Annotated in this window: 23 protein-coding genes and 1 pseudogene; 5 read left to right on the top strand and 19 right to left on the bottom strand. The window is 38.5% G+C overall.

Annotation, left to right across the window (positions count from 1 at the left end; translation table 11 throughout):
- Positions 1-46: 46 nt before the first annotated feature.
- The 3 genes from QSJ81_RS07725 to yjeM all read right to left on the bottom strand — a co-directional run bounded on the left by QSJ81_RS07725 (position 47) and on the right by yjeM (position 3,932).
- Positions 47-1,303, bottom strand: a complete 1,257-nt coding sequence (locus QSJ81_RS07725) for an S-layer homology domain-containing protein (RefSeq protein WP_285716830.1) — start codon at positions 1,301-1,303, stop codon at positions 47-49.
- A 29-nt stretch (positions 1,304-1,332) separates the two neighbouring features.
- Complete coding sequence (locus QSJ81_RS07720; RefSeq protein WP_285716829.1) at positions 1,333-2,325, bottom strand: type II asparaginase; 993 nt, start codon at positions 2,323-2,325, stop codon at positions 1,333-1,335.
- 95 nt (positions 2,326-2,420) lie between these two features.
- Positions 2,421-3,932, bottom strand: coding sequence for a glutamate/gamma-aminobutyrate family transporter YjeM (gene yjeM / locus QSJ81_RS07715; protein WP_285716828.1), 1,512 nt, complete (start codon positions 3,930-3,932; stop codon positions 2,421-2,423).
- 546 nt (positions 3,933-4,478) lie between these two features.
- Between yjeM and QSJ81_RS07710 the strand changes: the two genes are divergently transcribed.
- Both QSJ81_RS07710 and mrdA read left to right on the top strand, forming a co-directional pair.
- Entirely contained in the window at positions 4,479-6,494 is a 2,016-nt protein-coding gene (locus QSJ81_RS07710; RefSeq protein WP_285716827.1) for a sigma-54 interaction domain-containing protein, read from the top strand.
- A 180-nt stretch (positions 6,495-6,674) separates the two neighbouring features.
- Positions 6,675-8,534, top strand: coding sequence for a penicillin-binding protein 2 (gene mrdA, locus QSJ81_RS07705; RefSeq protein ID WP_285716826.1), 1,860 nt, complete (start codon positions 6,675-6,677; stop codon positions 8,532-8,534).
- 17 nt (positions 8,535-8,551) lie between these two features.
- On the opposite strand, the gene QSJ81_RS07700 is transcribed toward mrdA, so the two are convergent.
- The 5 genes and pseudogenes from QSJ81_RS07700 to QSJ81_RS07680 form a co-directional block, all read right to left on the bottom strand.
- A complete protein-coding gene (locus tag QSJ81_RS07700; RefSeq protein WP_285716825.1) occupies positions 8,552-9,115 on the bottom strand; it encodes a flavin reductase family protein in 564 nt (187 codons plus the stop codon).
- Positions 9,116-9,405: 290 nt separating this feature from the next.
- Positions 9,406-9,693, bottom strand: a pseudogene (locus tag QSJ81_RS07695) (GNAT family N-acetyltransferase); the annotation flags it as partial.
- Between the two features lie 18 nt (positions 9,694-9,711).
- Positions 9,712-9,939 carry a hypothetical protein gene (locus QSJ81_RS07690; RefSeq protein ID WP_285716824.1) on the bottom strand — a complete coding sequence of 76 codons (228 nt, stop codon included), beginning with the start codon at positions 9,937-9,939 and terminating at the stop codon, positions 9,712-9,714.
- Entirely contained in the window at positions 9,936-10,235 is a 300-nt protein-coding gene (locus QSJ81_RS07685) for a DUF1294 domain-containing protein (protein ID WP_285717204.1), read from the bottom strand. The genes QSJ81_RS07690 and QSJ81_RS07685 overlap by 4 nt, the downstream gene beginning before the upstream one ends.
- 133 nt (positions 10,236-10,368) lie before the next feature.
- Entirely contained in the window at positions 10,369-10,524 is a 156-nt protein-coding gene (locus tag QSJ81_RS07680; protein WP_285716823.1) for a ribbon-helix-helix domain-containing protein, read from the bottom strand.
- Between the two features lie 151 nt (positions 10,525-10,675).
- On the opposite strand from QSJ81_RS07680, the gene QSJ81_RS07675 reads away from it, so the two are divergent.
- Positions 10,676-10,963, top strand: coding sequence for a hypothetical protein (locus QSJ81_RS07675; RefSeq protein WP_285716822.1), 288 nt, complete (start codon positions 10,676-10,678; stop codon positions 10,961-10,963).
- Between the two features lie 51 nt (positions 10,964-11,014).
- Here QSJ81_RS07675 and QSJ81_RS07670 read toward each other — a convergent pair whose 3' ends face one another.
- Complete coding sequence (locus tag QSJ81_RS07670) at positions 11,015-11,269, bottom strand: hypothetical protein (RefSeq protein ID WP_285716821.1); 255 nt, start codon at positions 11,267-11,269, stop codon at positions 11,015-11,017.
- Between the two features lie 315 nt (positions 11,270-11,584).
- Here QSJ81_RS07670 and uxaC point away from each other — a divergent pair, with 315 nt between their 5' ends.
- Positions 11,585-12,994: a glucuronate isomerase gene (uxaC, locus tag QSJ81_RS07665; RefSeq protein ID WP_285716820.1), complete on the top strand. Its 1,410-nt coding sequence runs from the start codon at positions 11,585-11,587 to the stop codon at positions 12,992-12,994.
- 201 nt (positions 12,995-13,195) lie between these two features.
- Positions 13,196-13,384, top strand: coding sequence for a hypothetical protein (locus QSJ81_RS07660; protein ID WP_285716819.1), 189 nt, complete (start codon positions 13,196-13,198; stop codon positions 13,382-13,384).
- A 124-nt stretch (positions 13,385-13,508) separates the two neighbouring features.
- On the opposite strand, the gene QSJ81_RS07655 is transcribed toward QSJ81_RS07660, so the two are convergent.
- The 10 genes from QSJ81_RS07655 to QSJ81_RS07610 form a co-directional block, all read right to left on the bottom strand.
- Complete coding sequence (locus tag QSJ81_RS07655) at positions 13,509-14,801, bottom strand: sensor histidine kinase (RefSeq protein WP_285716818.1); 1,293 nt, start codon at positions 14,799-14,801, stop codon at positions 13,509-13,511.
- Complete coding sequence (locus QSJ81_RS07650) at positions 14,791-15,477, bottom strand: response regulator transcription factor (protein ID WP_285716817.1); 687 nt, start codon at positions 15,475-15,477, stop codon at positions 14,791-14,793. Before QSJ81_RS07650 ends, QSJ81_RS07655 begins: the two co-directional genes overlap by 11 nt.
- A gap of 86 nt (positions 15,478-15,563) precedes the next feature.
- The gene (locus QSJ81_RS07645) at positions 15,564-17,117 is read right to left on the bottom strand and encodes an ArnT family glycosyltransferase (RefSeq protein ID WP_285716816.1); all 1,554 of its coding nucleotides are present in this window, start codon (positions 17,115-17,117) and stop codon (positions 15,564-15,566) included.
- Positions 17,118-17,359: 242 nt separating this feature from the next.
- Positions 17,360-18,574 carry an MFS transporter gene (locus QSJ81_RS07640; RefSeq protein WP_285716815.1) on the bottom strand — a complete coding sequence of 405 codons (1,215 nt, stop codon included), beginning with the start codon at positions 18,572-18,574 and terminating at the stop codon, positions 17,360-17,362.
- A gap of 130 nt (positions 18,575-18,704) precedes the next feature.
- The gene (locus QSJ81_RS07635) at positions 18,705-19,046 is read right to left on the bottom strand and encodes a zinc ribbon domain-containing protein YjdM (RefSeq protein WP_285716814.1); all 342 of its coding nucleotides are present in this window, start codon (positions 19,044-19,046) and stop codon (positions 18,705-18,707) included.
- Between the two features lie 410 nt (positions 19,047-19,456).
- Entirely contained in the window at positions 19,457-20,179 is a 723-nt protein-coding gene (locus QSJ81_RS07630) for a LutC/YkgG family protein (protein WP_285716813.1), read from the bottom strand.
- Positions 20,180-20,183: 4 nt separating this feature from the next.
- Positions 20,184-21,605 (bottom strand): LutB/LldF family L-lactate oxidation iron-sulfur protein, encoded by a 1,422-nt coding sequence (locus tag QSJ81_RS07625; RefSeq protein ID WP_285716812.1) that lies wholly within the window; start codon positions 21,603-21,605, stop codon positions 20,184-20,186.
- Positions 21,595-22,332, bottom strand: coding sequence for a (Fe-S)-binding protein (locus QSJ81_RS07620; RefSeq protein ID WP_285716811.1), 738 nt, complete (start codon positions 22,330-22,332; stop codon positions 21,595-21,597). Before QSJ81_RS07620 ends, QSJ81_RS07625 begins: the two co-directional genes overlap by 11 nt.
- Before the next feature lie 621 nt (positions 22,333-22,953).
- Complete coding sequence (locus tag QSJ81_RS07615) at positions 22,954-23,166, bottom strand: ATP-binding protein (RefSeq protein WP_285716810.1); 213 nt, start codon at positions 23,164-23,166, stop codon at positions 22,954-22,956.
- 539 nt (positions 23,167-23,705) lie between these two features.
- Complete coding sequence (locus QSJ81_RS07610; RefSeq protein WP_285716809.1) at positions 23,706-24,455, bottom strand: LytR/AlgR family response regulator transcription factor; 750 nt, start codon at positions 24,453-24,455, stop codon at positions 23,706-23,708.
- Positions 24,456-24,477 lie beyond the last annotated feature (22 nt).

The following is a 24,477-nucleotide window of genomic DNA, read 5'->3' as shown; positions in this document are numbered from 1 at the left end:
CTAGGTTACGTAAGAGCATCTGGCTCTTTATGTAACGTAAATTTCACTAGAATTTATAGCTAAGGTTACTGATAAAATATTGTCGATCATTGCTATCATTTCCGGCATAATTTTTCATGGCACCATAACTTACATGAAGTATTGCGCCTTTTACAGGAACATAATCTACAGCGTACTCAATGCCTTGAATATCATTCATGGCATTAACATCCATAGCATAGGTGGCATCTGCCGTACTCCAGTATTGTGGATCAAAGCCTGGCGCTGCCTTTCTATAAATTACGCCTACATCCCAAGAGCCTACTTTTTTACGGTCAGCCTGCCTAAATGTCAGACCTGTCATCCATGCTTTGGCATTTTTAACATTGTTTTTGCCATATTCACCAACGACTGCAACATTTGTAAACCCGTTGTAGCCAAACCCAGCTGTCCAAGCCTTATATTGAGCAGCAGTTGTTTTATAGTCAGAATCCTTTATATAGGATGCAGTAACGTCTAAATCTTTGGTCAAATTAGTTGTGACATCGGTAAAAAAGTACTTTTTCTTATCCGCTGCTCGTGCATAACCGATCTGAGTTTTGATCTTGTCGCCAAAATTAAACTTAGCCCCATCCCAATTCTTATCGGTATCTACTAGCAAACCTTTCCCCAATGCTAGCGGTAATCTACCGAAGGCTACACCAACATCACCAACGGTACCTTTTACAAAAGATAAATCTATTTTTGTAGTCGAACTTCCACTGTCGTCATTACCGTCAAATGCAGTAATGTTGTTGCTATTAACAAATCGAGTACTAAACTTCCAATTTTCGTTCATGTCAACATCAACGTTAAATCGTGTTCTAAAATTGACGTCATCCGAATATTTTCTACTTTTTGTATACTCATAACGAAAACGAGTATCACCAGAAATCTTAACTTTATCAACAGGGGCAACAGCAGGTGCAGCAGATGGTGCAGTAGATGGTGCAGTTGCCAAGGAATAAACTCCAAGATTACCTAATTCAACCTTAAATTCTGCGGCTAATTTATTAATAGTGGCTTTTTGTTCTGTATCCGCCTTATTTTGATTTGCCATTGCCTTGCCTACAAAAGTGGCCAATTCATAACGGGTAAAAGTTTGCTGTTTACTAAAATTCATGTCCCTATAGCCTTCATAAACACCAGCTTGAACAAGTTTGTCAATTGCATCGTAAGTCCAGTTACTCGTCGGAACAAGTTCAAAAGGATTGGCGGCAAAAGCCGTTGCTGAAATGCTCATTAAGGATCCTAAAATTAAGGATTTAAGTAATTTTTTTCTCATATTATTCTCTCCCTTTATTCTCTATTTTTTTAGTAGTCCCAAAACATTCGTTGTATTTCGTTAGAGTTATTTGTTTTTGTTAGAGCCAACATAAGAAGAATTCTTGCTTTTTGCGGACTTAAAGTATCCGATGCAACAAAATTATAAAGATCATCATCTACTGCCCCATTTCGAGTAACGATTCCACTTGCCACTCGAGTACTCCTAACTATAACAATGCCTTGCTTTGCAAGAATTGAAAGTGCATCTCTCACGTCTTTTGACATACTGCCATTCCCTAATCCAGCATAAACAATCCCTTTGGCTCCTGCTGCTACGGCAGCCTCCGCTAGCAATGGGCTGCTATTTAAATAACCATAAATAATCTCAACTTGAGGTAACTCTGTCAGCTTTGTTACATCAAATCCCGAATTGATCGTATGTTTACGTGCAGGAAGTCGATAAAAATGGGGTTCACTCCCTTGTAAATAACCCAAATACCCGATATCGGGAGATTGAAAACTATCCTGCAATAACGTGTTTGTCTTCGTCACCTCGCGACCGCAGTTAATCGTATTGTTTAGTGAAACTAGTACACCTTTTCCGATTGCCGCATTACTTGCTGCCAAGGTCACTGCTTTATAAAGATTCATTGGCCCATCGGCGCTCATGGCAGAAAAAGGGCGCATGGCTCCTACCAGAACGACAGGTTTTTCACTTTTGATTACCAAATGTAATAAATAGGCGGTTTCTTCAAGTGTATCAGTGCCGTGAGTAATCACGATCCCATCCACATCACTGGTAGCAAGAATTTCGTTAATACGCTTAACTAATGTTAGCCATAATTCACATGTCATATCACCACTATCGACTTGCGATAGTTGTTCACCAGTTACGTTTGCGATACTCTGTATTTCTGGAACCTCCTGAATTAGGTTATTAATTGATACCATTGCCGCTGTATAGCAAAGCGTTTCTGTGGAACAGGAAGCTTTGCCAGCAATGGTACCCCCTGTACCAATAATTACTATATTTTTTTTCATGAAAATTTCTCCCTTATAAGTAATTTAGACCTAAAATTGAATGATATTTGCTGCTTTTCAGGAGGTCTGACCGACTAGAGCATAATCATTAGATATTATTGTTTGAGTGAGATTGTTTCTTCCAATACTTCTCTTTTTTCATAACGAGAATACATAATCAATGCCAATATACTAAAGAATAACGGCCCTACAATACACCAAATCGTAGATTCGACATCACCATTTATTGCTGGTTCAATGATGGTGAATATGTTAGCAAAGCCAACCGTTAAAGTAACAACAACGCTAGCAATCAAGGCGCTATTGTAAGTTTTAAATACTTCAAAAGGTTTATCTATCTGAGTTTTTTTCTTAAAAGGAGCAAAGGCACCAGATAAAAACATGTATGGTAGAGTCATGGCTACGTTAGTCATAAGTATCAGTTTATTGAAGAATTTAGATGCTCCCTCGCCACCAAAAGTAATTAGCAAAATAAAAGCAATTATCATATAGCATTGAATCCACATCGCATTAATTGGCATTCCATTTGTAGCCTCACCCATTTTCCCAGGCCACAATTTAGTCGGAGTACCTTCAATGATTTGTTTCAAGGGTGCATAGCACAGTGTGAAAAAAGCACCAGTAAGGGCTAAAAACATAGAAAATCCAACCAACCGCGCCATCCACATCCCTAATGATAAGGAAATCCCATTATCAAAACCCATACTATGGCCTAGTTGATATCCAAGATTCTTCATAAGTATGTAGGCAACATTACCCATGTGGACGTCTTTTGAAGATAATACTTCATTCCAATTGCTAAATATCCCACAAAGAAAGATTCCTACAGAATAGCCAATTACTATAATCCCAGCAGAAAAGATGATTCCCTTTGGAAAGTTCTTTTCTGGGTGCTCTGTTTCATCAACCAGCCCGCCAACAGCTTCGATACCGCCGTAAGCGAAAAGAGCGAATACTAAGAATGATAAAATCGAAATAGATGATTGATATTTAGGACTAGGGGAATTAGTAAAAGCATCCGCATTCACTGCTTCGGCAAATTGTCCTCCATTTGCAATAAATACGGTAATTGCTCCTAGTAGTAATACAATATTAAGTAGTGCAACGGCAGTACCACCTATGGAAGTGAATTTTGTGATTTTGTCTAATCCTTTTGTCGCAATAAAGGTTACTGATAAAATCCACATAATTCCTAAGAGTCCTAACGTTTGTGTTGCTTTTAATCCGAAGATTGTCCAAGTAGATGTCATATCAGAGCCAAAAAGAAAGTTAGAGAAAGGAATCCAAATAGAGGAGCTAATGTTAACCATCCAGACAACGTAGGACGCATACCACATAAAGGTACCCACGAAGGCATACTTAGCTCCAACTGACTTTTCCATCCATGAATAGATCCCACCCTTTTCTTTTTTAAAGGCAGCACCATATTCAGCCATCATATACGCAAAAGGAATGAAAAAAGTACACGCGGAAAGAACATACCATGGAATCGCACTATAACCCATGAGATAGAAGGATCGAGGTATATTGGTAAAGCCAAATACCGATGTAAAGATCATTAGAACTAGCGGAATTAATGTTAATTTTTTCCCCGTAAGTTCAGACATGCTTATCCCCCCTAAGAATAGTTTTAGATTCGCTATCTTGCAGTAAACGATCTACCCTCCTTTTTAGAAATGAGTCTATCTCGAATACACGATAAAATTTTTAGAATATTCAATATAGACCGCTATTTATTTATATTGCAACTACTGTGCCAAAAGAAAAATACCAATTCATTTATGCGAAAAATAATTTTACCCCCCCTTGTTAACTTGAATAAAAGTCATATAATCCAGTAATTACCAGGTAAAACCTTACAATAAAAAGACAGTTGCCTAACATAAGATTAGGTAACTGTCAAAAAGGAATTATCCCTTTTATTAATTTAAGCTGGGTCTTAATAGGAGTAATAGGCATTTAACCTCACCTATTTATTAGCCAATTAGGTCTTTTTTTATAACTATTTTCATAATTTTTAGATAAATCTCAGTACAAAAACTAATGATTGTGATAAAATGGAAATCGATTCTCAGCTAATTCTTTTAACCCTAACACTGGGTAGATCGAAATTATAGAAGAATTCTCATATAATGGGGAGGATTAAAATAGACATGAAAACAATTGGCATCCTTACTCTAGTTCCATCCAACCTTAATGAATTTATCCAAAGCAATTTAGAAGAAGTATTTAGGGACTATGTAACCATAAATAATTACTATGTATCCCATTTTAACCCTGGCGATACCATCAACGATGACATTGTTGTTGTTACAGCTCAGAGCCACGCGATGAAAGCCCGAAATTATATTTCTGCCAATAGCCGTATTATCGTTTTACGTCGTTCTCTTCCTAGTAGTGAGATTTATAAAATTACTGCTATCCCTAAGGGGACTAACGTACTTGTAGTGAACGATTCCTTGGAAACGACCAGTGACGCAGTGGCTTTTTTATATCAGATCGGTATTACTCACCTAAACCTCGTCCCTCATGATAGTGCCAAAGAATTTCTTGATATCAATATTGCAATTACCCTAGGAGAAGCTAATACAGTTCCTCCTCATGTTAAAGTAGTCATCGACGTAGGTCATCGCTGCATTGATATTTCTACATTTCTGACAATCTTAAATCATTTTAATATTGATTCACACGAAACAAGCCGACGCCTTATCAAATATTCAGAAAGAATCGTTACAATGGATAGCGGCGTTCAAAATCAATATAAAGATCTTTTTATGAAAAACATTCAACTGGACACCATTGTTAATCTTTCTCATGATGGGATTTTACTAACTGATAAGGATCATTTCATATTGCTATACAATAAGAAATTCAGTGAAATATTCGAAGTTGACGACAATATTATTGGGAAGCACCTCTCTCATGTAATTTCCGATTCTTTGCTCCCTAATTCAAGCCAAAACATTTATACTAACGAATTAATTGAGTTCAAGGAACGATCATTGCTTGTAAACAATAGTAAAATCGAACACCTCGGTGAACCGGCCGGAATATATTATGACTTTCAAGAAGTAACCCATATTCGCCATTTGGAAAAAAGTCTTTCAAAGAAGTTACGGGATAAAGGCTTAGTAACCCGCTATTCTTTTGCAAGTATTCAAACTAAATCGGCTAAGATGGAGGAATGCATCAAATTTGCTAAGCGAATCGCTCCAACAAATTTAACGGTACTCATTACAGGGGAAAGTGGTACCGGCAAAGAACTTATGGCTCATGCTATTCATGATGCTTCTCCCCGATCGATATACCCATTTGTGGCTATCAATTGCGCCTCCTTTCCTGAAAACTTACTGGAAAGTGAACTATTTGGTTATGAGGCAGGTTCTTTCACTGGTGCAATCAAAGAGGGGAAATCAGGTTTATTCGAGCAGGCTAACAATGGTACTATTTTTTTAGACGAGGTAGGAGACATGCCTCCATCGGTGCAAGTACGGCTACTAAGGGTACTCCAAGAACGTCAGGTTATGCGTGTCGGATCCCAAAGGGTAATCGACGTAGATCACCGAGTGATCGCAGCCACTAATAAAGATCTACAAGCCGAAATACAAAAGGGAACTTTTCGCCAGGACTTATTTTACCGTCTGAATGTCCTCCCCATCGTCGTCCCACCGCTTAGGGAACGCCCCGAGGATGTCATCCACTTATTTCATTTATTAATGAAAAATTATCATAATAAAAATATTACTCTGACTTCGCAAGCTGCAAGTATGTTACTGAATTACAAGTGGCCAGGCAATATTCGGGAGTTAACCAATGCAGTGGCATATATTTCATTAACGACAACTGATGTTGTAGATCTTGACAATTTGCCTGCATATATATTGGATACCCAAACTGATTTTAATCAAGAACTTACATATTTAACGAATCGCTGCGACTGTGAAAAAATTCTTCAAATACTTACTAACCTTTCTCACCATGCCCTTGGCATCGGAAGAAAAGCTCTGGAAAATCAATGTGCCGCATCCTTGATAAATGCTACGGAAAGCGAAATCAGACGGATGCTGTCAGTACTTAGTGAGCTGGGGCTAGTTGATTCGCAAGTAGGTAGACGGGGTAGCCGCATTACATCCAAAGGACTACTTTTCTTGAATTGGATGAAACGTTAAAATTACCAATATGTTCTACATTGCTGTTAGTGATATTCTTTGGTAAACTAAATATATTATGTTAAGTTATTATTACTAATACTCAGAAATAGTACTCCCACCTATTTCTAGTACCACCTTAATTTCTCGTTTCTTAGGTTTGTGATCGTATTTATTCGGTTAAATGAAAGGTTGGTACTCGTGACAAAAGGATCTACTAGTCAACGCCTCAACGTACTCACATTTATTATCGTTTCTATCTTTATTGCTCTGCTCAGTAGACTAGTGTGGCTACAAGCTCTTCATGGCGAGGAGTTCAAACAGAAGGCCGAGAATAACCGAATACGACTGCTACCAATTACAGCTCCTAGGGGTACTTTTTACGATAGGAATGGCGTACCTTTGGTAAATAATCGACCTGGTTTTTCTATTTCTCTCGTACCAATCAAAGGGCCTATTCCTAGGGAAGTTATTGTAAGACTAGCCGAAATACTCGGAATGAATCCAGAAGATATTCAAAAGAAAATGAGCCAACAAGGTAATCCTCTTCTACCAACAAGAATCAAATCTGATGTTGGACCTGAAATTATCACTAAAATTGAAGAACGTCGAGAAGATCTTCCTGGTGTAGTCATTGAGGTTCAAGCAGTAAGAAGCTACATATATAATGAACTCGGTGCTCATACCTTCGGATATGTTGGTGAAATTAGTGATTCTCAATTGGCAAATGGAAAAGCAAACGGCTATAAATCCGGAGACATGCTGGGAAAAACGGGGCTAGAGCAAGTATGGGATAAGGAACTGCGTGGTGTAGACGGCGGAGCTCAAGTAGAGGTTAATGTTTCAGGCAAGCCTGTACAAATGCTTGGCAAAAAACAGCCTATCGCGGGAAACGATCTTATTCTAACGATTAATGCTAAAATCCAGCGAGCAGCTGAAAAGGCTATGGATGAACGTTTAAAATACCTCCAAGATAAGTTGGGTAATCCTGAAGCAAAAGCTGCTGCTGCCGTCGTAATGAATCCCCAAACGGGAGAAATACTTGCAATGGTAAGTCGCCCAACATTTGATCCAAATAAATTTAATGGTGGTATTTCTGCGAAGGACTGGAAAGAGATTAATGATAATCCAAATAATCCAATGCAAAATAGAACCATTGGTGCATCATATCCCCCCGGCTCTGCATTCAAGATTGTTACTGGAACTGCTGCCTTAGAGACTGGGAAAATAACCCCAGAAGAAAAGATTTTTGATGCTGGCAGGCACAGATTAGCACCTGCAAAAGGGAATTCCCACAATGCCGCTCTGGGTTGGATTGATTTCAGAGTAGCTCTTGCCAAATCAGATAACGTCTACTTCTACGAATTAGGAAATCGCTTAGGTATTGATACGCTAGAACAATGGGCTCGTAAATTTGGCCTTGGAGCAGTCACTGGCATCAATTTACCTGATGAGGATGACGGACTGGTTGCAAACCAGCGGTATAAGAAAAAGGTATACGATGAAGATTGGGTTATTTCCGAAACCTTCGATGCCGCAATTGGACAAGGATTTAATTTAGCAACACCGATCCAAATGGCTGTAGTAACCAGTATAGCTGCCAATGGCGGCCATCGCTATCGTCCGTACTTGGTAAGTAAAATGGTCTCACCAGACGGTCAAGTTCTACAAACTTTTGAACCGGAAGAGTTAGGTACTGTCCCCATGTCGCCTTCTACGTTAACTGCCATTCGAACGGGTCTGCGTGATGTTGTTACCCCCTCTGGTACTGCTGGATACATATTCGAAGGCTTTCCTGTGCCGATTGCCGGAAAAACGAGTACAGCAGAAAATCCCCATGGAGATGATCACGGATGGTTTGTCGCGTACGGTCCTTATGACAATCCAACCATTGCAATCGCCGTTATCGTAGAACAAGGTGGTTTTGGATCCGACTCAGCAGCACCTATTGCGCGGAAAATAATGGAAGCCGCCTTCGATTTGCCACCTAGCAGAGATGCGGCAGATATATATGCCGAAGAATGGCAGACAAAACAAAACAGTAAGGTTACCGCGCAATAATAAATATATAAAACGCCCTATTCATTTTGTGATTTTCTAAATTCTACCCCCTCTTTAAATACCTGGCCTACTGCTTGCCCCAAACTAAAATAACTCGTCCCCATCATAATGATCGGGTTGACTTTTAAAGGATCTAGTTTATCTTCAGTTATACATTCTTCATTTCCATACACAGCCACAATTTCCCCGAAGAACATTTCAAATCCAAACATCGGCACACTATTAATGACTTTGCAAAGTATATTCATCGGGCATTCCCTGATCATGGGCGCTTTTCCAATGTCATCGTAAAAAGACGTAAATAATTTTGACTTGTCTATGGTTTTTCCTGATACAACACCGCAGTAATCTGTTTTTTGCACCATATCTGTTGAAGGTATATTAACACTGAAATACCCATTTTCTCTGACTCCTAAAGTCGAGTGATGGGTATTTTTTAATGATATATATAGTACACTCTCAAGGCTCACGACACCACATGCACCAATTGTAACGTAATTAGGCTTACCATTAACATCCACGCCAACAAGCATAGTAGGAAATGGTCCGAATGGTCTGTTCGGTAACTTAACTTTTTTCACTAAAATAACCCCTCCTTTAATTGACTCAATAAAGTGTAAACCAATTCGATGATGATTCCATTGTATAGTATACCCGTGTTAAAATATCAGATTCTAACTCATTATTGTTTATCAACTCCTCATGTACATTTAGTATCTAATGTCAAGTGACCATTTGTTCAAAAATCAATTGAAAACTTTGTATGTCAAAAGGGCTCAACATACAATTATCCATTACATGTTGAGCCTTAAAACTATTAATTGAATTTTTCTAGCCATTTTGAGGTCTACAAATTTATCTTATTATACTTTCACCTTTTTTGATCAACTCTGCACTCGTCGTTATTTGCAAAGTCAGCTAACGATAGGACCATTACCAATCTATCTTCGCCTTCACCATACTCGTCTTTCCGGCAATCCGTCACCTTGAATCCTAATTTGCTCTCATAAATTTTAACTGCTGCAACATTATTTCGACCCACTGTTAATTCCACTTTTTCAATGTTTTCCCTATATAAAGCTTTTAAGCTCTTCTTAAGTAATTCAGTCCCTAGACCTAGCCCCTGAAAGTCCTTGGATATTGAAACTCCGACCATATAAGCTTTTTGGGGACTATCCTAATCCAGCATATACTGAATGAGTCCAATAACTTCTAACTCTTTTTCTAAAATATAGACACGCCCATGCCGAATTAGCGGTACAAGATGCCACGCATTCATTCCACCTTCGCCAAAAGCTTCTTTTTCTAACTGAACTAAACGCTGAATCAATTTAGGTTCAATTTCTCGCACCAGTTCAATCATTGGTTCCCCCTCCAAATCGCTTTCCCACATACTTTGAATCACTGACTGAGAGCACCTCCCCATCGGTAAATGAAGTAACAACAGGTGGCATTAATTATCAATAGAAAGGGTATACCTATGATAAAACTCCAATGACGCGTCTTATGACGAAACATATACATACCTATAAGTATACCTGTTGCACCAAAAAATAAGGCACAAAGAAATAAGGTACGTTCTCTGATGCGCCAATATTGTTGTCGCGCACGTTTCTTATCTAACATAATCAAGAAAAAAGTTACTATGTTCCAAAAAACATATGTAAAAAGCCATATCCGAGAATTTAAAAATAAATGCATCAAATTATGTCCTCCTCTTGTAGGTAAAGACCGCTATAGTGTAATTTTCAAGAAAAATTAGCCATCGATATTTCAATAATAACAAAGAAACTAGCATTCTATTAAAGTCTGCTAGTTTCTTTATTAGTCGAATTTACTTTGTTGTTTCGACTTTATCGAGATAATCCTCTAAAGCCTTATTGATAATCTTTGTAATTGAAACATCTGTCCTAGTACTATGTTCTTTAAGTCTATCTGAAAGAGATTGTTCAATACGAGTAGTGTAGGATACCATAACTTTACCTGCCATGTCAATTCACTCCTATGTCTTAGTATTTATATATTACACCACAACTATATTTTTTAAGCAAGTTTAAAAGAGATTGTCATGGTTTTGCCATACTTTTATATTATTCTAAACTTGGTAATTTTAAGTAATTCCCCTGAAAGGTGTGGTATAAATGGAAGACTTCTATAAAGTATCCCCCATTAAGCAAATTAATGCTCGATATCTTCAAGTAGCGAATCATGATATGATTGCATATAAAGATTATCAATATAATAAAAATAAACGCAATTTTTATTCAAGGACTAAACCGCAAAATTTAGATATTGTTGAAATCAGTGCCCAAGGTTTACATGCCTTACAGCAACATGAACAACCAATATCGCCTACACAAATTGATGCAGCTACAATACCGTATATTTCAAACCTAATCGCAAACTACGAAAAATGGGGATCAACCTAATGTAACAATCAAAACTCCTGCAAGGTGAAATTACCTCGCAGGAGTTTTGAGTTACAAACCACATTCAGATCTCATCTTACTAAACAATCCATATTGTATTACGGCTTTATGCTCTACCGTGTCCCGTTCAACATTTTCCCATACATCATTCATATCTAGAGGGCATTTCTCAACGTTAATGCGCCCACCTGTCATTCCTGTATTTTCTTGATTACAATTCACAACAATCCTATATTTGTACTTTCCAATATCGCAGGTTGATAATATTGGACTTCGATATGTAGTCGTAGACATTGCACTATTCATAATTACCTCCAACTAATTTACCAATAGTGGCATTAAAAATCACTATAAGCAGTTTATATTAATAATAATACAAGAAAAATATGACATTTATATGACAAGTAAAATTACCAATAAATCTTCTTCCTTTAGATTATAATAGATATAGCGGTAAAATCAGTGATATTTAACCCTTAAGCCATATTATCCATTTAATGAACTATCTTTTTAATTATACGTTAGTTAATTTATTTAATTAAGTAACAAGGATTTTTCAACATTATATAGAATAATAAGAATTATATAACTTTTAGAAAAAAATATATTGGAGGAAGACGTATGAAACCTTTTATGGATGAAGACTTTTTATTAACCAATAAAACTGCAGAAAAACTTTACCATGATTACGCAAAGGATATGCCAATTTTTGATTACCACTGTCATCTAAATCCGAAAGAAATTAAAGACAATAAGAGATACCGAAATATTACTGAAATATGGCTTGGCGGCGATCATTACAAGTGGCGTGCTATGCGAAGTAATGGTGTTGATGAAAAGTATATAACAGGAGCTGCACCTGATAAAGAAAAGTTTATCAAATGGGCCGAGACAATGCCAAAATGCATCGGCAATCCTTTGTATCATTGGACTCATCTAGAACTGAAAAGATTCTTTGGCATAAATGAACTACTTTCACCCAAAACTGCTGAAGTAATCTGGGAAAAATGTAATGAAATGCTGGCAAAAGATGAGTTTACTGCACGAGAACTTATCAAACGTTCGAATGTAAAGGTGATTTGCACTACCGATGATCCTGCGGATTCCCTCGAGGACCATATTGCATTAGCTAAGGATAAAACTTTTGATGTAAAGGTACTCCCTGCATTTAGACCTGATAAGAGCTTTAATATCGATAAAGCAGGTTTCGTAGAATGGATCGAAAGACTTAGTAACGTTGTTGGTCAAGACATTCAAACTTTTGCTAGTCTGAAAGAGGCTTTAAAACAACGCTTGGATTTCTTCCATGAAGTTGGTTGCAGAGTTTCTGATCATGCCTTAGATCCTATTGTTTTTGAGGAAGGTACGGAAGAGGAGATTACCTCTATCCTGCAAAAAGCGTTGAAAGGAGAACAACTTACCGAATCTGAGATAAAGAAATATAAAACTGAAGTTATGGTCTATCTTGGAAAACAGTATACCCGTTTGAATTGGACCATGCAGATCCATATCGGTACCATCAGAAATAACAGCAAACGAATGATGAGACTACTCGGACCAGATACCGGCTTTGATGCAATTGCAGATTATACTTTCGCTGAAGCTCTTTCAAAATTTCTTGATAAATTAGACGATACCGATGAGCTGCCAAAGACAATTTTATATTGTCTAAATCCTCGCGATAACGAAATCTTGGGGACAATCATAGGCTGCTTCCAAGGCGGCGGGATTCCAGGCAAGATTCAAGTTGGTTCTGGATGGTGGTTTAATGATCAAAAGGACGGCATGACAAAACAAATTATCTCCTTGTCAAATCTAGGCCTTCTGAGTCTCTTTGTCGGCATGCTTACTGATTCAAGAAGTTTCCTTTCCTATACGAGACATGAATATTTTAGACGGATTCTTTGTAACATCATTGGGGAATGGGTAGAGTCTGGTGAAGCACCTAATGACTTTGAACTTCTCGGCACAATGGTACAAAATATTTGCTTTGACAATGCCAAAGAATACTTTGGTATCAAAATACAATAAATCGAATTAAACAAAAATGTCCTACTAGATTCTTTAGAATTTAGTAGGACATTTTTTCCATATAAAGAGATAGATCCTTTTACATGTATATATTTATGGTACATTGGATAAAGCTAACTTGAGGTAATAAAAATCTATATAAAGGTTATACAAATAAGTTTAGATTTCATGGTTCATTAAATAATACGGGAAGTGACAATTTTGAGTTATAGGCAAAAGGTAACTTACCAAGAGAAAAATACTTTCGCAAATAAGGCATCTACCAAGGTTAAAACTTCAAACAATGCCCATAGAGATGAAAATAAACTTGATGAAGAAGAAAGTGCTTCACCGGTCGGGCCTGCAAAAGACACTTACGGCTACATAGGATTTACTAGTCAGGATTCGTAAATCATATCATAAGAAAAGACTTGGCTTAGGCCAAGTCCTCAGACGCAGGCAGAAGCCTTAGTCGTGATTCCACAAACTGAAAGACCTCAACGTACGTGTTGAGGTCTTTCTTTACATAATAATATTAACTCGGTAAATTGACGATGAATGTACTTCCTTCTTCTGGCGCGCTTTCCACTTTTATCGTCCCACCATGGGCATCCACTATCCATTTAGCGATGGACAAACCAATCCCTGTACCGCCTTCTTCTCTCGATCTTACTTTATCTACCCTGTAGAATCGATCGAAAATTAAGCTTTTGTGCGTATCAGAAATACCTACACCCTGATCCCGCACAGTAATGCTAATACCTGGTTTTGCCCCTGCCACCCTTCTTAGCAACACATCTACCCGACCTCTAGTTGGAGTGTACTTTATCGCATTATCAAGCAAAATCAATAGCAATTGGTTGATTCTCTCCTTGTCGGCGAAAATCACCATTTCCTCACCACTGTCCAATCCCAGCTCCAATCCCTTTTCATCGGCCACTGGCTGAAATGAGCGAATAACCTGTTCAGTAACACTATATAAATCAAATCTTTCTTTAATAATATTGGCTGCCCCTGCATCGGCTCGTGCAAGAGTCAGTAAATCAGAAACCATTTTTGACATCCGTTTCACTTCGCTTTTCATATCATCCAATACTTGAGTAGAGAAGGAGGAAAGGTGGCTACTGTCATCCGTCTGGACAACCTCGACGGAACTCAATAGTATGCTAAGAGGAGTACGTAATTCATGCGAAGCATCTGCGACAAATTCACGTTGCCTTACAAACGATTGCTTGATCGGAATGATTGCTCGCCCTGCTAATAAATGTCCTATGAAAGTGGCAACAAGCAGAAATAAGATGGCAATTACAATTAATACAATCAGTAATGTCTTAAGTAGTGCATAATAGGCCGTAATGTCTTCACCAACAAAAACGTTGCCGAGAAAATCTTCTCCGTCGTAGATCTTCATACTGCACATAATTAGGATGACTCGTTCCCCTTCTGGGAGATAGAATTTCCTAATTGTTCCTTCGCCATCTGCTACATTCCAGTTGCTAATAATCTCCTGAACTTTGGGGCGCATTTTCACAGCTGGTTCATTGGTATCAATAAGTTGTCCTCTATCATCAAACACATAAAAGAAAATTTTTCCACCCATAGCATCGATATTGTTTCCTTCTTTTAACTCTATTTTATTCTTTTTTTGTTTGAGCATCATTATATGCTCTTTTGCTTCTTCTTCGGCAAAAGACCGTATATCTTGTTGTTCTTCATGATGAAGCACCCAAACAACCCCAGCATCACTTACTGCAATAAATGCTAGAAGAAAGACTGCCATAACTACCGTATAAAGCAGCGTTAAACGATTACGTATTTCAGAAAACATTATGAGCCTCCAATTTGAATCCGATACCCCTAATGTTTTGTAACTCTACATCATCATCTTCGGCAAGACTGATTTTTTTTCGGAGCAGCCGAACATAGGCATCAAGATTATTGGATGATACGTTTGCCTCTAGCCCCCATATCCGATCTAAGATGACTTCCCTAGGTACTACCTGTCCGCTATTGTGCATTAGTAAATCCAGTACTTGAAACTCCCTCGCAGTAAGTTGTATTTCAGTATCTCCACGATGCACACTACGAGTGGTACGATTTAAGACAAGGCTACCTACTTGTAATATTTCTTCTTTTATTTTTAATCCACTACGTCGAGACAGGGCACGAACTCTTGCAAATAGTTCTGTGAATTCAAAAGGTTTGACAAGATAGTCGTCCGCCCCTGTATCCAATCCTAGAACTCGATCGCTTACAGCATCTTTGGCTGTAAGCATTAATATAGCTCCATGATAGTTTTGTTTTCGCAGATGATCACATACTTCGAGTCCTGTTTGACCAGGCATCATCCAATCCATAATAATTACGTCATAGGGAGAGTGAAGCGCATAATCGATAGCTATATCACCACGCAAAACCCAGTCGACCTGCGCCACCGATTTCTCCAACATATGTTTAATTAACCTTCCAAGCTTAGCATCATCTTCGGCAAGTAATACACGCATATGAACTTCTCCTTTTGCCATAACTACCCAAGGGATATATTTTCATATATTCTAGGCGATAGCAATTCGAATGTCAACACTATTTCCTAATTAGCTTCGTAGACAAAAAGGGCTTTATCTTCAACAATTGTTAACAACTTTATCTTGCCCTGAATTGACGGTGGCAAATTCTCGTAATATTTCTTTTGCGCAATGAAATAGGATTTACCTGCCTTGTCTTGTACTGCTTTCTGTAACTCATCTGACTTCAATTCGATACCCGGCATGCCACTATAAAACATAAAACCCGGGCGGTAAAATTTTGCGACATATACGGGAGACTGTCCGTCGTAGTACTGTTTAAAATCATTAACAAGATCCTTCACCGCAAGACTAGGTGCCAGAACAGGAAGCATTTGTGTTACTAGAAATGCGGTGAAAAATATCATACCGATAATATTGGCTACAATGACACCCCGAAAATTACTACGATAACTTAGCCACCATATAGAAGCAACAAGCAGAAAAAGAATAATTGCCGTTATTTTTACTAGTGGAACTAATTGAGCCGCTAAAACCCCTCCTGCCTTAAACAACCCAGCTTCGAGAGCAACAACTAGGATTGCGAAAATCATACTAGACCATTTCAAAACGCTACTACGTTTTTCCCTCCAAGCTTTATCAAAATACCAACCGACCAATAATGCTAAAGGAGGATACATTGGTAAGATATAAGAAACCAGCTTAGTTTGTGACACGCTAAAGAATAAGAATACAACCGAAGCCCAGATAACTAGAAATATGGTGTAATTCTTTTCTTGCCCCTTATTTCTCAATCCCCCAATAAACGCCTGGGTCAAAAATGCAGTCCAGGGGAAAAAGCCAATAATTAGTACGGGGATGTAATAATACCATAAAACGCCTGACTGATGCTCAGGCTGCAAAAATCGCGTCACATTATGAAAGCCTAGGAATGTGTCCACAAAATCCATGCCGTGGTAATAATACATGATCCAGTACCAAGGTACCGCGATCGCACTAAACAATACTCCACCACTAAATAGTTTCATACGTTTTAGCAGCCCAATGTTACCTGTGAGTAATAAGTACAGACCTACAATTGCCCCACAGAAAACTACACCAATAGGTCCTTTGGTAACAACAGCGAGTGCAGCGCAAGCATAAAATAAGTAGTTTTTTCTAAGAAGAAAAGCAAGCAATGCCCCTGTAAGGAAAAAGGTCAGAGTAATATCTGTAACGGCGGCCTTACTCAGGTAAAAATATTCCAAGCTAGTAGCAAGGACTAATGCTGAGAGTAGTCCGGCGCGATCATTGAAAAGTTTACGCCCCGCTAGATATAGTAAAACCGATCCTAATGCTGCCAGTAACGCAGAGGGAAACCGTGCGGCAAATTCGCTAGCACCAAATACTTTAAATGCTCCCGCCACGAGCCAATAGTACATTGGCGGTTTATCATACCAAAACTCACCATAAATCCTTGGGGAGATAAAGTCTTGATTTTGTATCATTTCTAGTGCAGTTTCGGCATAAACCGGTTCATCCGGATCTAATAACGGTAAATTACCCAAATAAAAAAAGCTAATTAACCAGGAAACACATAAAATTATTGCGATATTAATCCATAATTTTCTATCTATCATACTATCACTTTCCCTTCATAGCATCTAAGTATAAACTAGTATTCTGAAAATAAAATGAAAGTATTAATACCTATCAGTAAAATTCTTATTACATACTATCAAATATAATCATTAGTGCCTAAATAAGAAAGATCCGCCCAAGGCTTCTACAAAGAGTAAAACAGCTATTTGTTCATTTGGACAAATAGCTGTTTTACTCTTTATATGCAATTTCAAATATGAATGGAAAAAGTAAAAACTTGTTAAGCAGACTGAATTAGTTTTTCCTCTCGTATTGGAAGGTTAACCAGTGCTGCCGCGGATGCCAATATAATATCTGCGTACCACATCCATAGATAGTTACCATCATGAGCCATAGCAAGTCCCCCGAGCCATGCACCCAAGAAACCTCCAATTTGGTGGGTCAGAAGTGTTAAACCAAAAAGTGTAGCCAAGTATTTCGTACCGAAAAGTTTCCCAACTAGACCAGCGGTTGGTGGTACTGTCGCTAGCCAGGTAAATCCTAGAGAAGCAGCAAAAATATAGAAAGTCAAAGGCGTTTTTGGTGCCATAAGATATAATCCAATCATCACAGCACGACTGCCGTACATCACGGCAAGTATGTATTTCATCCGATATCGTGAACCAAGGGATCCAGCAAATAAGCTACCCGCTATATTGAACAAGCCGATGATAGCCAATGAAGCAGCAGATACACTTGCTGAATGACCACATAAAGCAACTTCCCCAGGCAGGTGGGTTACCAAGAATGCAATATGAAAGCCGCATGTAAAAAATCCTGCATGCAGACATAAGTAGCTTGGATTCTTCATAGCTTGACGAACTTGCTGCACTAACCCTCCCGTAGGCTGTCCAGAAGTAGAAGCAACACTCTTATCTGTTGGTAAGTCACCTCGCAATAATGAGGCCATGGGGATGGTAAGGAGTGTTGTTACCGCCATGGTGAGCATGGCAGCGACCCAGCCAAAGCCACTAATAATTCCTTGTAATAAGGGTGCAAAAATAAACTGACCGAAAGAACCTCCTGCATTGATAAAACCGCCAGCAAAAGCACGTTTCTCGAGAGGCAGCTGCCGAGAAGTGGCACCAATCAATATTGAGAAACTTCCCGCCCCTGCACCTGCCGCACTTAAAATACCCATAGTTAATATGAGCGACCATTCCGAATTTACGAAAGGTGTCAAAGCCAATCCCCCTGCAAGTATAAAGGCTCCCGCTATAAGAACACCATAGGAACCCTTTTTATCAGCGATGGCACCGAATATAGGCTGAGCTAAGCCCCAGACGAACTGCCCCACAGCAAGGGCAAAGCTAATGGAAACAATGCCCAATCCTGTAGACGCATTTATCGGTGAGACGAAAAGTCCAGTTGACTGCCTGACCCCCATAGTGATTGCTAGAATTGCCGCAGAACTTATCATTAGCACCCAAGCCGAACGAGTTGATTTAGTTTGCATGTTTGGCTCCTTTACTCAATATTATTCTGTAATTAATTAGCGAATATTTAATGCAGCAGTATAGTAAAAAAAGTCCAATTCCTATCCAGAGAAAGGGAATTGGACTTAAATCTGCAGCAAGGATGAAGTGTTATGCCTTTTTAACAAACTCAGATTTTAATTTCATAGCTCCAAAGCCATCAATATGGCAATCGATATTATGATCTCCATCAACCAAACGTATGCTTTTTACTTTCGTACCTACCTTTAAAGCTGATGAACTTCCTTTTACTTTAAGATCTTTGATTATGGTTACAGAATCACCATCATTTAAGACATTTCCATTTGCATCTTTGACAACTTGTTTATCTTCACTATTTTCGCTTTCTAATTTTAAAGTCCACTCATGAGCACATTCTGGACAAACAAGAAGATTTCCATCTTCGTATGTGTATTCAGAATTACATTTTGGGCAATTTGGCAAATCATTCATAATTCATTTTTCTCCATTCGTTATTGTTAATTGTAATATACTATCATAGTTTTCTTATATTGACAAACCTTCCCTGTAAGCTTTCTCCTAGTCCTTTTTCTATCCTTTTTGAACCACAAAGACACAAAGGTCACAAAGGGGTTCTATCCATTTCATTCCCATCTTTTTTGTGTGCCGCGATAGCGGCATTGTGTCTTTGTGGTTCAATCTTTTTGACTAGAAACTTATAAATTCTGATACCATAAGAAAAGACTTGGCTTAGGCCAAGTCCTCAGGCGCAGGCAGAATCCTTAGTCGTTCTTACTTGGAATCAAGGAAGTGTTATACTTTCTGATTCCGCAAAAAAAAATGGCCTAATCCTCGCATTTCCTAAGGATCAGTCCATTTCTTGTCGTAAAAGGTGATGTAGTTTACGTTCCTTCATCTAAAATCAAAGCATAAACAAACCTTGAGCCATGAACGCCAATGGTTAAAACCATTTCGATATCAGTAGTACGGCTAGGACCAGAAATAAAGGTAGTTGTGGTAGGTAGATCGGTTCCGTACCGCTCTTTAAAGGTTTTGACCACTCCGGCAAATCCATCCACTAATTGAGCGGTTGTAAAGATGGCAATAAGGGTAAGTGGTAATACAGATATCGATGCAGGCTGACCGGGAGATGCCGCTGGTAATACAAGGGTACCTGTTTCGGCCATCACCATATCTCCCCAAACAATGCCGGCTTCCATGGCAGCTGCTTTGCCAATCCAGTCACTATAATTTTTTTCTAACGGCCACCGTGATAAGGATGCCTGCGTATCTGCAAAGATGTCTTCTAATTTTAGTTTTTCCAGTTCAGGATGATCCCAACGCATTGCCCTATGAAGCTGTCTCTCTTGAATAATTTGTTTAATAACTTGTCCAAGTTCCGTTTGATTTTTAATACTAAAAGCTTTCCCGCCCAATGTAGTCCACTCATGGATAAACCTTTCTCGTAGCTCTCGGCGTTCTTCAATATTTGTTTGGCGCTGAGTAAATAAACCATTCATTGGGTTCTCAACGCGTGGGGCTTTCCCACCAGGTGGCGTTTTTATATTTTGGCGTATGGTGGAAAAAAACGCTTCGCGATTACCAGTTAATACTCCTTGTGCCATTTTTCTACTCCTTTCTGTCTTTGTTCATCTCCGGCCATATTTCATGGAAGAATTTATTCGGAAGAGCGGGCATATCGCGATGCTTTAACCAATCAGAAATTGGCGGTGGACCAAAGGCAATTTTCTCCGCCTTGACTAGAGGGAACTGAAACCGCCTAGCCATTCGTATTGAGAAACGATAGCGGCTCATACTTGCAAAAGTAGCACTCCAACCTTTGTAGGCTATATCTTCGGCAAGTTCTCCTTTCTTTTCAAGCTCCACCTTGTCGTTCCGCAGTGCATAGAGCATATCATGTAAAGGAATTTTAACCGGACAGGCAAAGGTGCACGCACCACAAAGTGTTGTAGCATACGCCAGTTCACCATATTTATCCATGCCTTGATACAAAGGAGATAACACCGCTCCAATTGGCCCTGGATACACCCAGCCATAAGCATGTCCACCAATATTTCGATAAACCGGACAAGCATTTAAACAAGATCCGCAGCGAATACAGTTAAGAATTTTTTCATATTTTGTTCCTAACTGTTTAGAGCGGCCGTTGTCGACAATGACCAAATGAAATTCCTGAGGACCGTCGAGTTCTTCTGCCTTTCGCACACCCGTAGAAAGTGTATTATAAACTGTTAATTTTTGCCCAGTAGCGCTACGCGCTAGTAAGGAAAGCATAACTGTAAGCTCTTCTAATCCAGGTAGAATCCGCTCCATTCCCATGATAGTAACCAATGTTGGAGATAACGCGGATATAATACGAGCATTGCCTTCATTGGTACAAAGTGTTATAGCACCCGAATCCGCTAACGCGAAATTACAGCCAGTAATCCCAATATCAATCCCCAAGAACTTTTCCCGCAAATATTTTCTGGCGAATCCGCATAGATCGGCAATTTCGGTGGGAATTTTTTCATCACTAACTGCATTAAAGAGATCTGCCACCTGAAATCTATTTTTATGCATAGCCGGTGCTATGATATGGGATGGTGTTTCACCTGCCAGCTGAATAATCCATTCTCCTAAGTCAGATTCGATTACTTTACACCCTTGCTTTTCCAGTGCCGGATTCAGGTGAATTTCTTCTGACACCATTGACTTAGATTTTAGAATGGATTTCGCATTCTTCTTCTTAGCCAGTTCGGAAATATACTGGACGGCCTCCTCGCCAGTTTTAGCAAGGCACACATGACCACCTTTTTTAAGTACATTATCAATAAGCTGTTCTAAGTATTGATCCAGGTGCTGGATTACATGCATACGAATAGCCTCTGCTCGATTGCGAAACTCCATCCAGCGCTCCGCCCCCACTGCTTCAATTGCCGTAGCCCGCTGTCCTCTTAGACGTCCTGTGCCATTTTTCACGGCTTTTAACATTGCTGTATCACTTAATGCTTTGTGGTAACGCTTGCGAAAACTCGGTTCAATATGCATTTTTACCACCTCCCTGATCCAGTACTTGTGCTAAATGCATAACTTTAATGGGAACACCCCGGCGACTTAGACGGCCGCCTATATTCATTAGACAGGTCAAATCAGATCCAGCCAATACCTCAGCACCAGTCGAGATGATGTTATCAACCTTTTCTTCGACAATCGCAGCCGAAATGTCCGCCATTTTCATAGAAAAAGTTCCTCCAAATCCGCAACAATCATAGGCAAAAGGTAGGTCGATAAAATCAATTCCTTTTACGTTTTTAAGCAGTATTTTAGGCTGTTCTTCTACACCTAGTATTCGACTCATGTGACAGCTAGAGTGATAAGTTACTTTCTTGCTGAAAGTGGCCCCTACATCAGTTATACCAAGGATATCAACGATGAATTGTGAAAACTCATAGGTTTTAGCAACAAATTCTTCTGCTCGTTTTTTCCACTTTGGATCATTTTCAAATAGAATCGGATAACCATGATGTATCATTGCCGCGCAAGAACCAGAGGGAATAACCACCTTCTCACTATTTTCGAAAACCTCAATCATCTTTTTTGCTACAATCGCAGTTTCTTTATAATACCCACTCGAGAAGGCAGGTTGGCCACAACAAGTTTGTCCCTCTGGAAAGTCAAGCTCTACCCCGTTACGTCTCAATACCTGAACTACACTTTTACCAACGTCTGCGTACATCATATCGGCAATGCAAGTTACGAATAAGGATGCTTTCAAATTAACCCCCCCATACATACTTCTTTCTATTGTCAATTCTCTTCTTAATATTATGTCAGGATAATGGTTCTTTTTATTCTTGATACATAAAAAAAGTATGATCCTTAGCATTTCTGCAAGGTCCATACTTTTTTCACTACCACAAGTAAAAGTGCTTTTTGCAATGAATTCACTCAAGTGTTATTCAATTTGCCATTAGAAAGTTTAGATCAAGGTCGATTTACAAACAAAATTTGCATTTTTTAGTTACAACCTAACACTAAAGTAAGGACTTAGCGTTATAATTTTTATAAATCCTTTCCCATGAATAGCATCATCTATTATTTTCATTGTAATATAAGCCATATATAATGCTAATATTGTACTCACTAACATAAACAACATTTCATAAGTATGTAACTTTATATATTTGCCCATCATTTTTAGTAGTCGCATTACGTTCTTCTTCTTTGACTCGCTAAACAACTTCGTTCCCTCATTTCGGTTGCATTATTGCCAATTACGCATTTTAAAAATTAAATGTCTGTTAATCTTTAATCATTACATCCGAATGAATCCATTAGGTGCCCTAAAAATCAGCCAACTAAACCAAGTAGGTTTTATTTCCTTAGAAGATAAGTTCTATATCCCGCGGTTGCCAGATTGCCCTAAAGGGATTACAACCCGAAAGTATGTACCCTTGCCATCGCTTATTACGTGAATATTGCCGCTATATTTATTAACAACTTCTTGGAAGCATAAAGCAGCCCCATACCTCTCTCCTCCCATTTCGTTGAAAATCACTTCTAAAATTTCAAGTACGATATCTTTTATTTCCTCAATCCTAGTAGACATAATCTTACCTCTTTCTTATATTTGTTTTCTACGCATTTCTATAATTGACTGTCTGCTAATTTCTTTAAGCATCAGTATTCGAATTAACCCACTAAACGGTCTAATAATTAGCCAATACATTCCAAACAGCAATTTCGCTGCATTCCCATAGGTTTGAATATGAGCTTCAGTAGATAAGGATATACCTCCACCCTCTCTTTTTTGAACATATAGTCATCAATTTTCAATTCCCTCCCCTCTTTTCATCACAATAACTATTTCATCTTATTTTTACCAAAGATCTGGCTGTTTTTCCATAGATGTTGTCTGAAAAGATAACTTTCTTGATCATAGAATCGACTAAGGTCAAATTTAGGAAATTTATTATTGCTAACTGCCAAAATGTATATTAGAAATTATAAGGCACCTCTTCAGCCAATTATTAAAAATTCTATTAGAATAAAAACAACTTCTTCACAGGAACAAAAAATCTCCTTGGTAGATAAGCAGAATGTATAACATACCGCTTATCTACCAAGGAGACCACTCTAATTTTTTTGTTATAAACAATATAGTTGCTGAAATTCCTTAGCGTGTTCCAAGGTCATCAGCGCAGTTTCTTTTGTATTAGCCAACTTAACTAAGTAGGTTTTATTTCCCCAGGGAGAAAGCTCTAAAACCATATCTGGATTAATGATAAACCCTTTGTGACAGCGAAAGAATCGATGTTTCTCTAATCTTTCTTCCATTTTCTGAAGCGGATCATAAGATTGAACAACGACATCTCCTACAGCATAAATCATAGTTTTTCGCTCATTGCGCGTAATCAGAATAATATCGGGAACGTTAATAAATGTACTTTTATCATTGGATAGAACTTTGAGTTTAAAATTTTCTTCTCTGCGCAATGGTCTTTCTTGTTGCAAAAAGCCAACTTGTTCTCTTTCCATTTTCAATTCTTTAATTCGTTCTACCGTTCGCCGAATCCGTTCTAGGTTGAAAGGCTTAATTAGATAATCAAAGGCATAGACCTCAAAGGCCTCATGAGCATAGCAATTAAAACCAGTGGCAAATATGATAAAAATATTGGGATTAATATCAAAAATCTCTCTGGATGCTTCGATACCATTCACTTCTGGCATATCAATATCCAAAAATACAATGTCCGGATTCAATTCTTCCACCATTTGCACAAGTTGCCGCCCGTTTTCCGCTTCACCGATAAGATCTATTCCTTTAATCCCCTCAAGGACACGTTTTAAAATCAGCCGCATAGCTGGATCGTCTTCGGCAAGAATGACTTTTAACATATGAAATACCTTTTATGCCCTA

This window comes from Pelosinus sp. IPA-1 (assembly GCF_030269905.1).
GTDB lineage: Bacteria > Bacillota > Negativicutes > DSM-13327 > DSM-13327 > Pelosinus.
The sequence above is the reverse complement of the archived record's forward strand: the minus strand, read 5'-3'. Positions and strand labels throughout refer to the sequence as shown.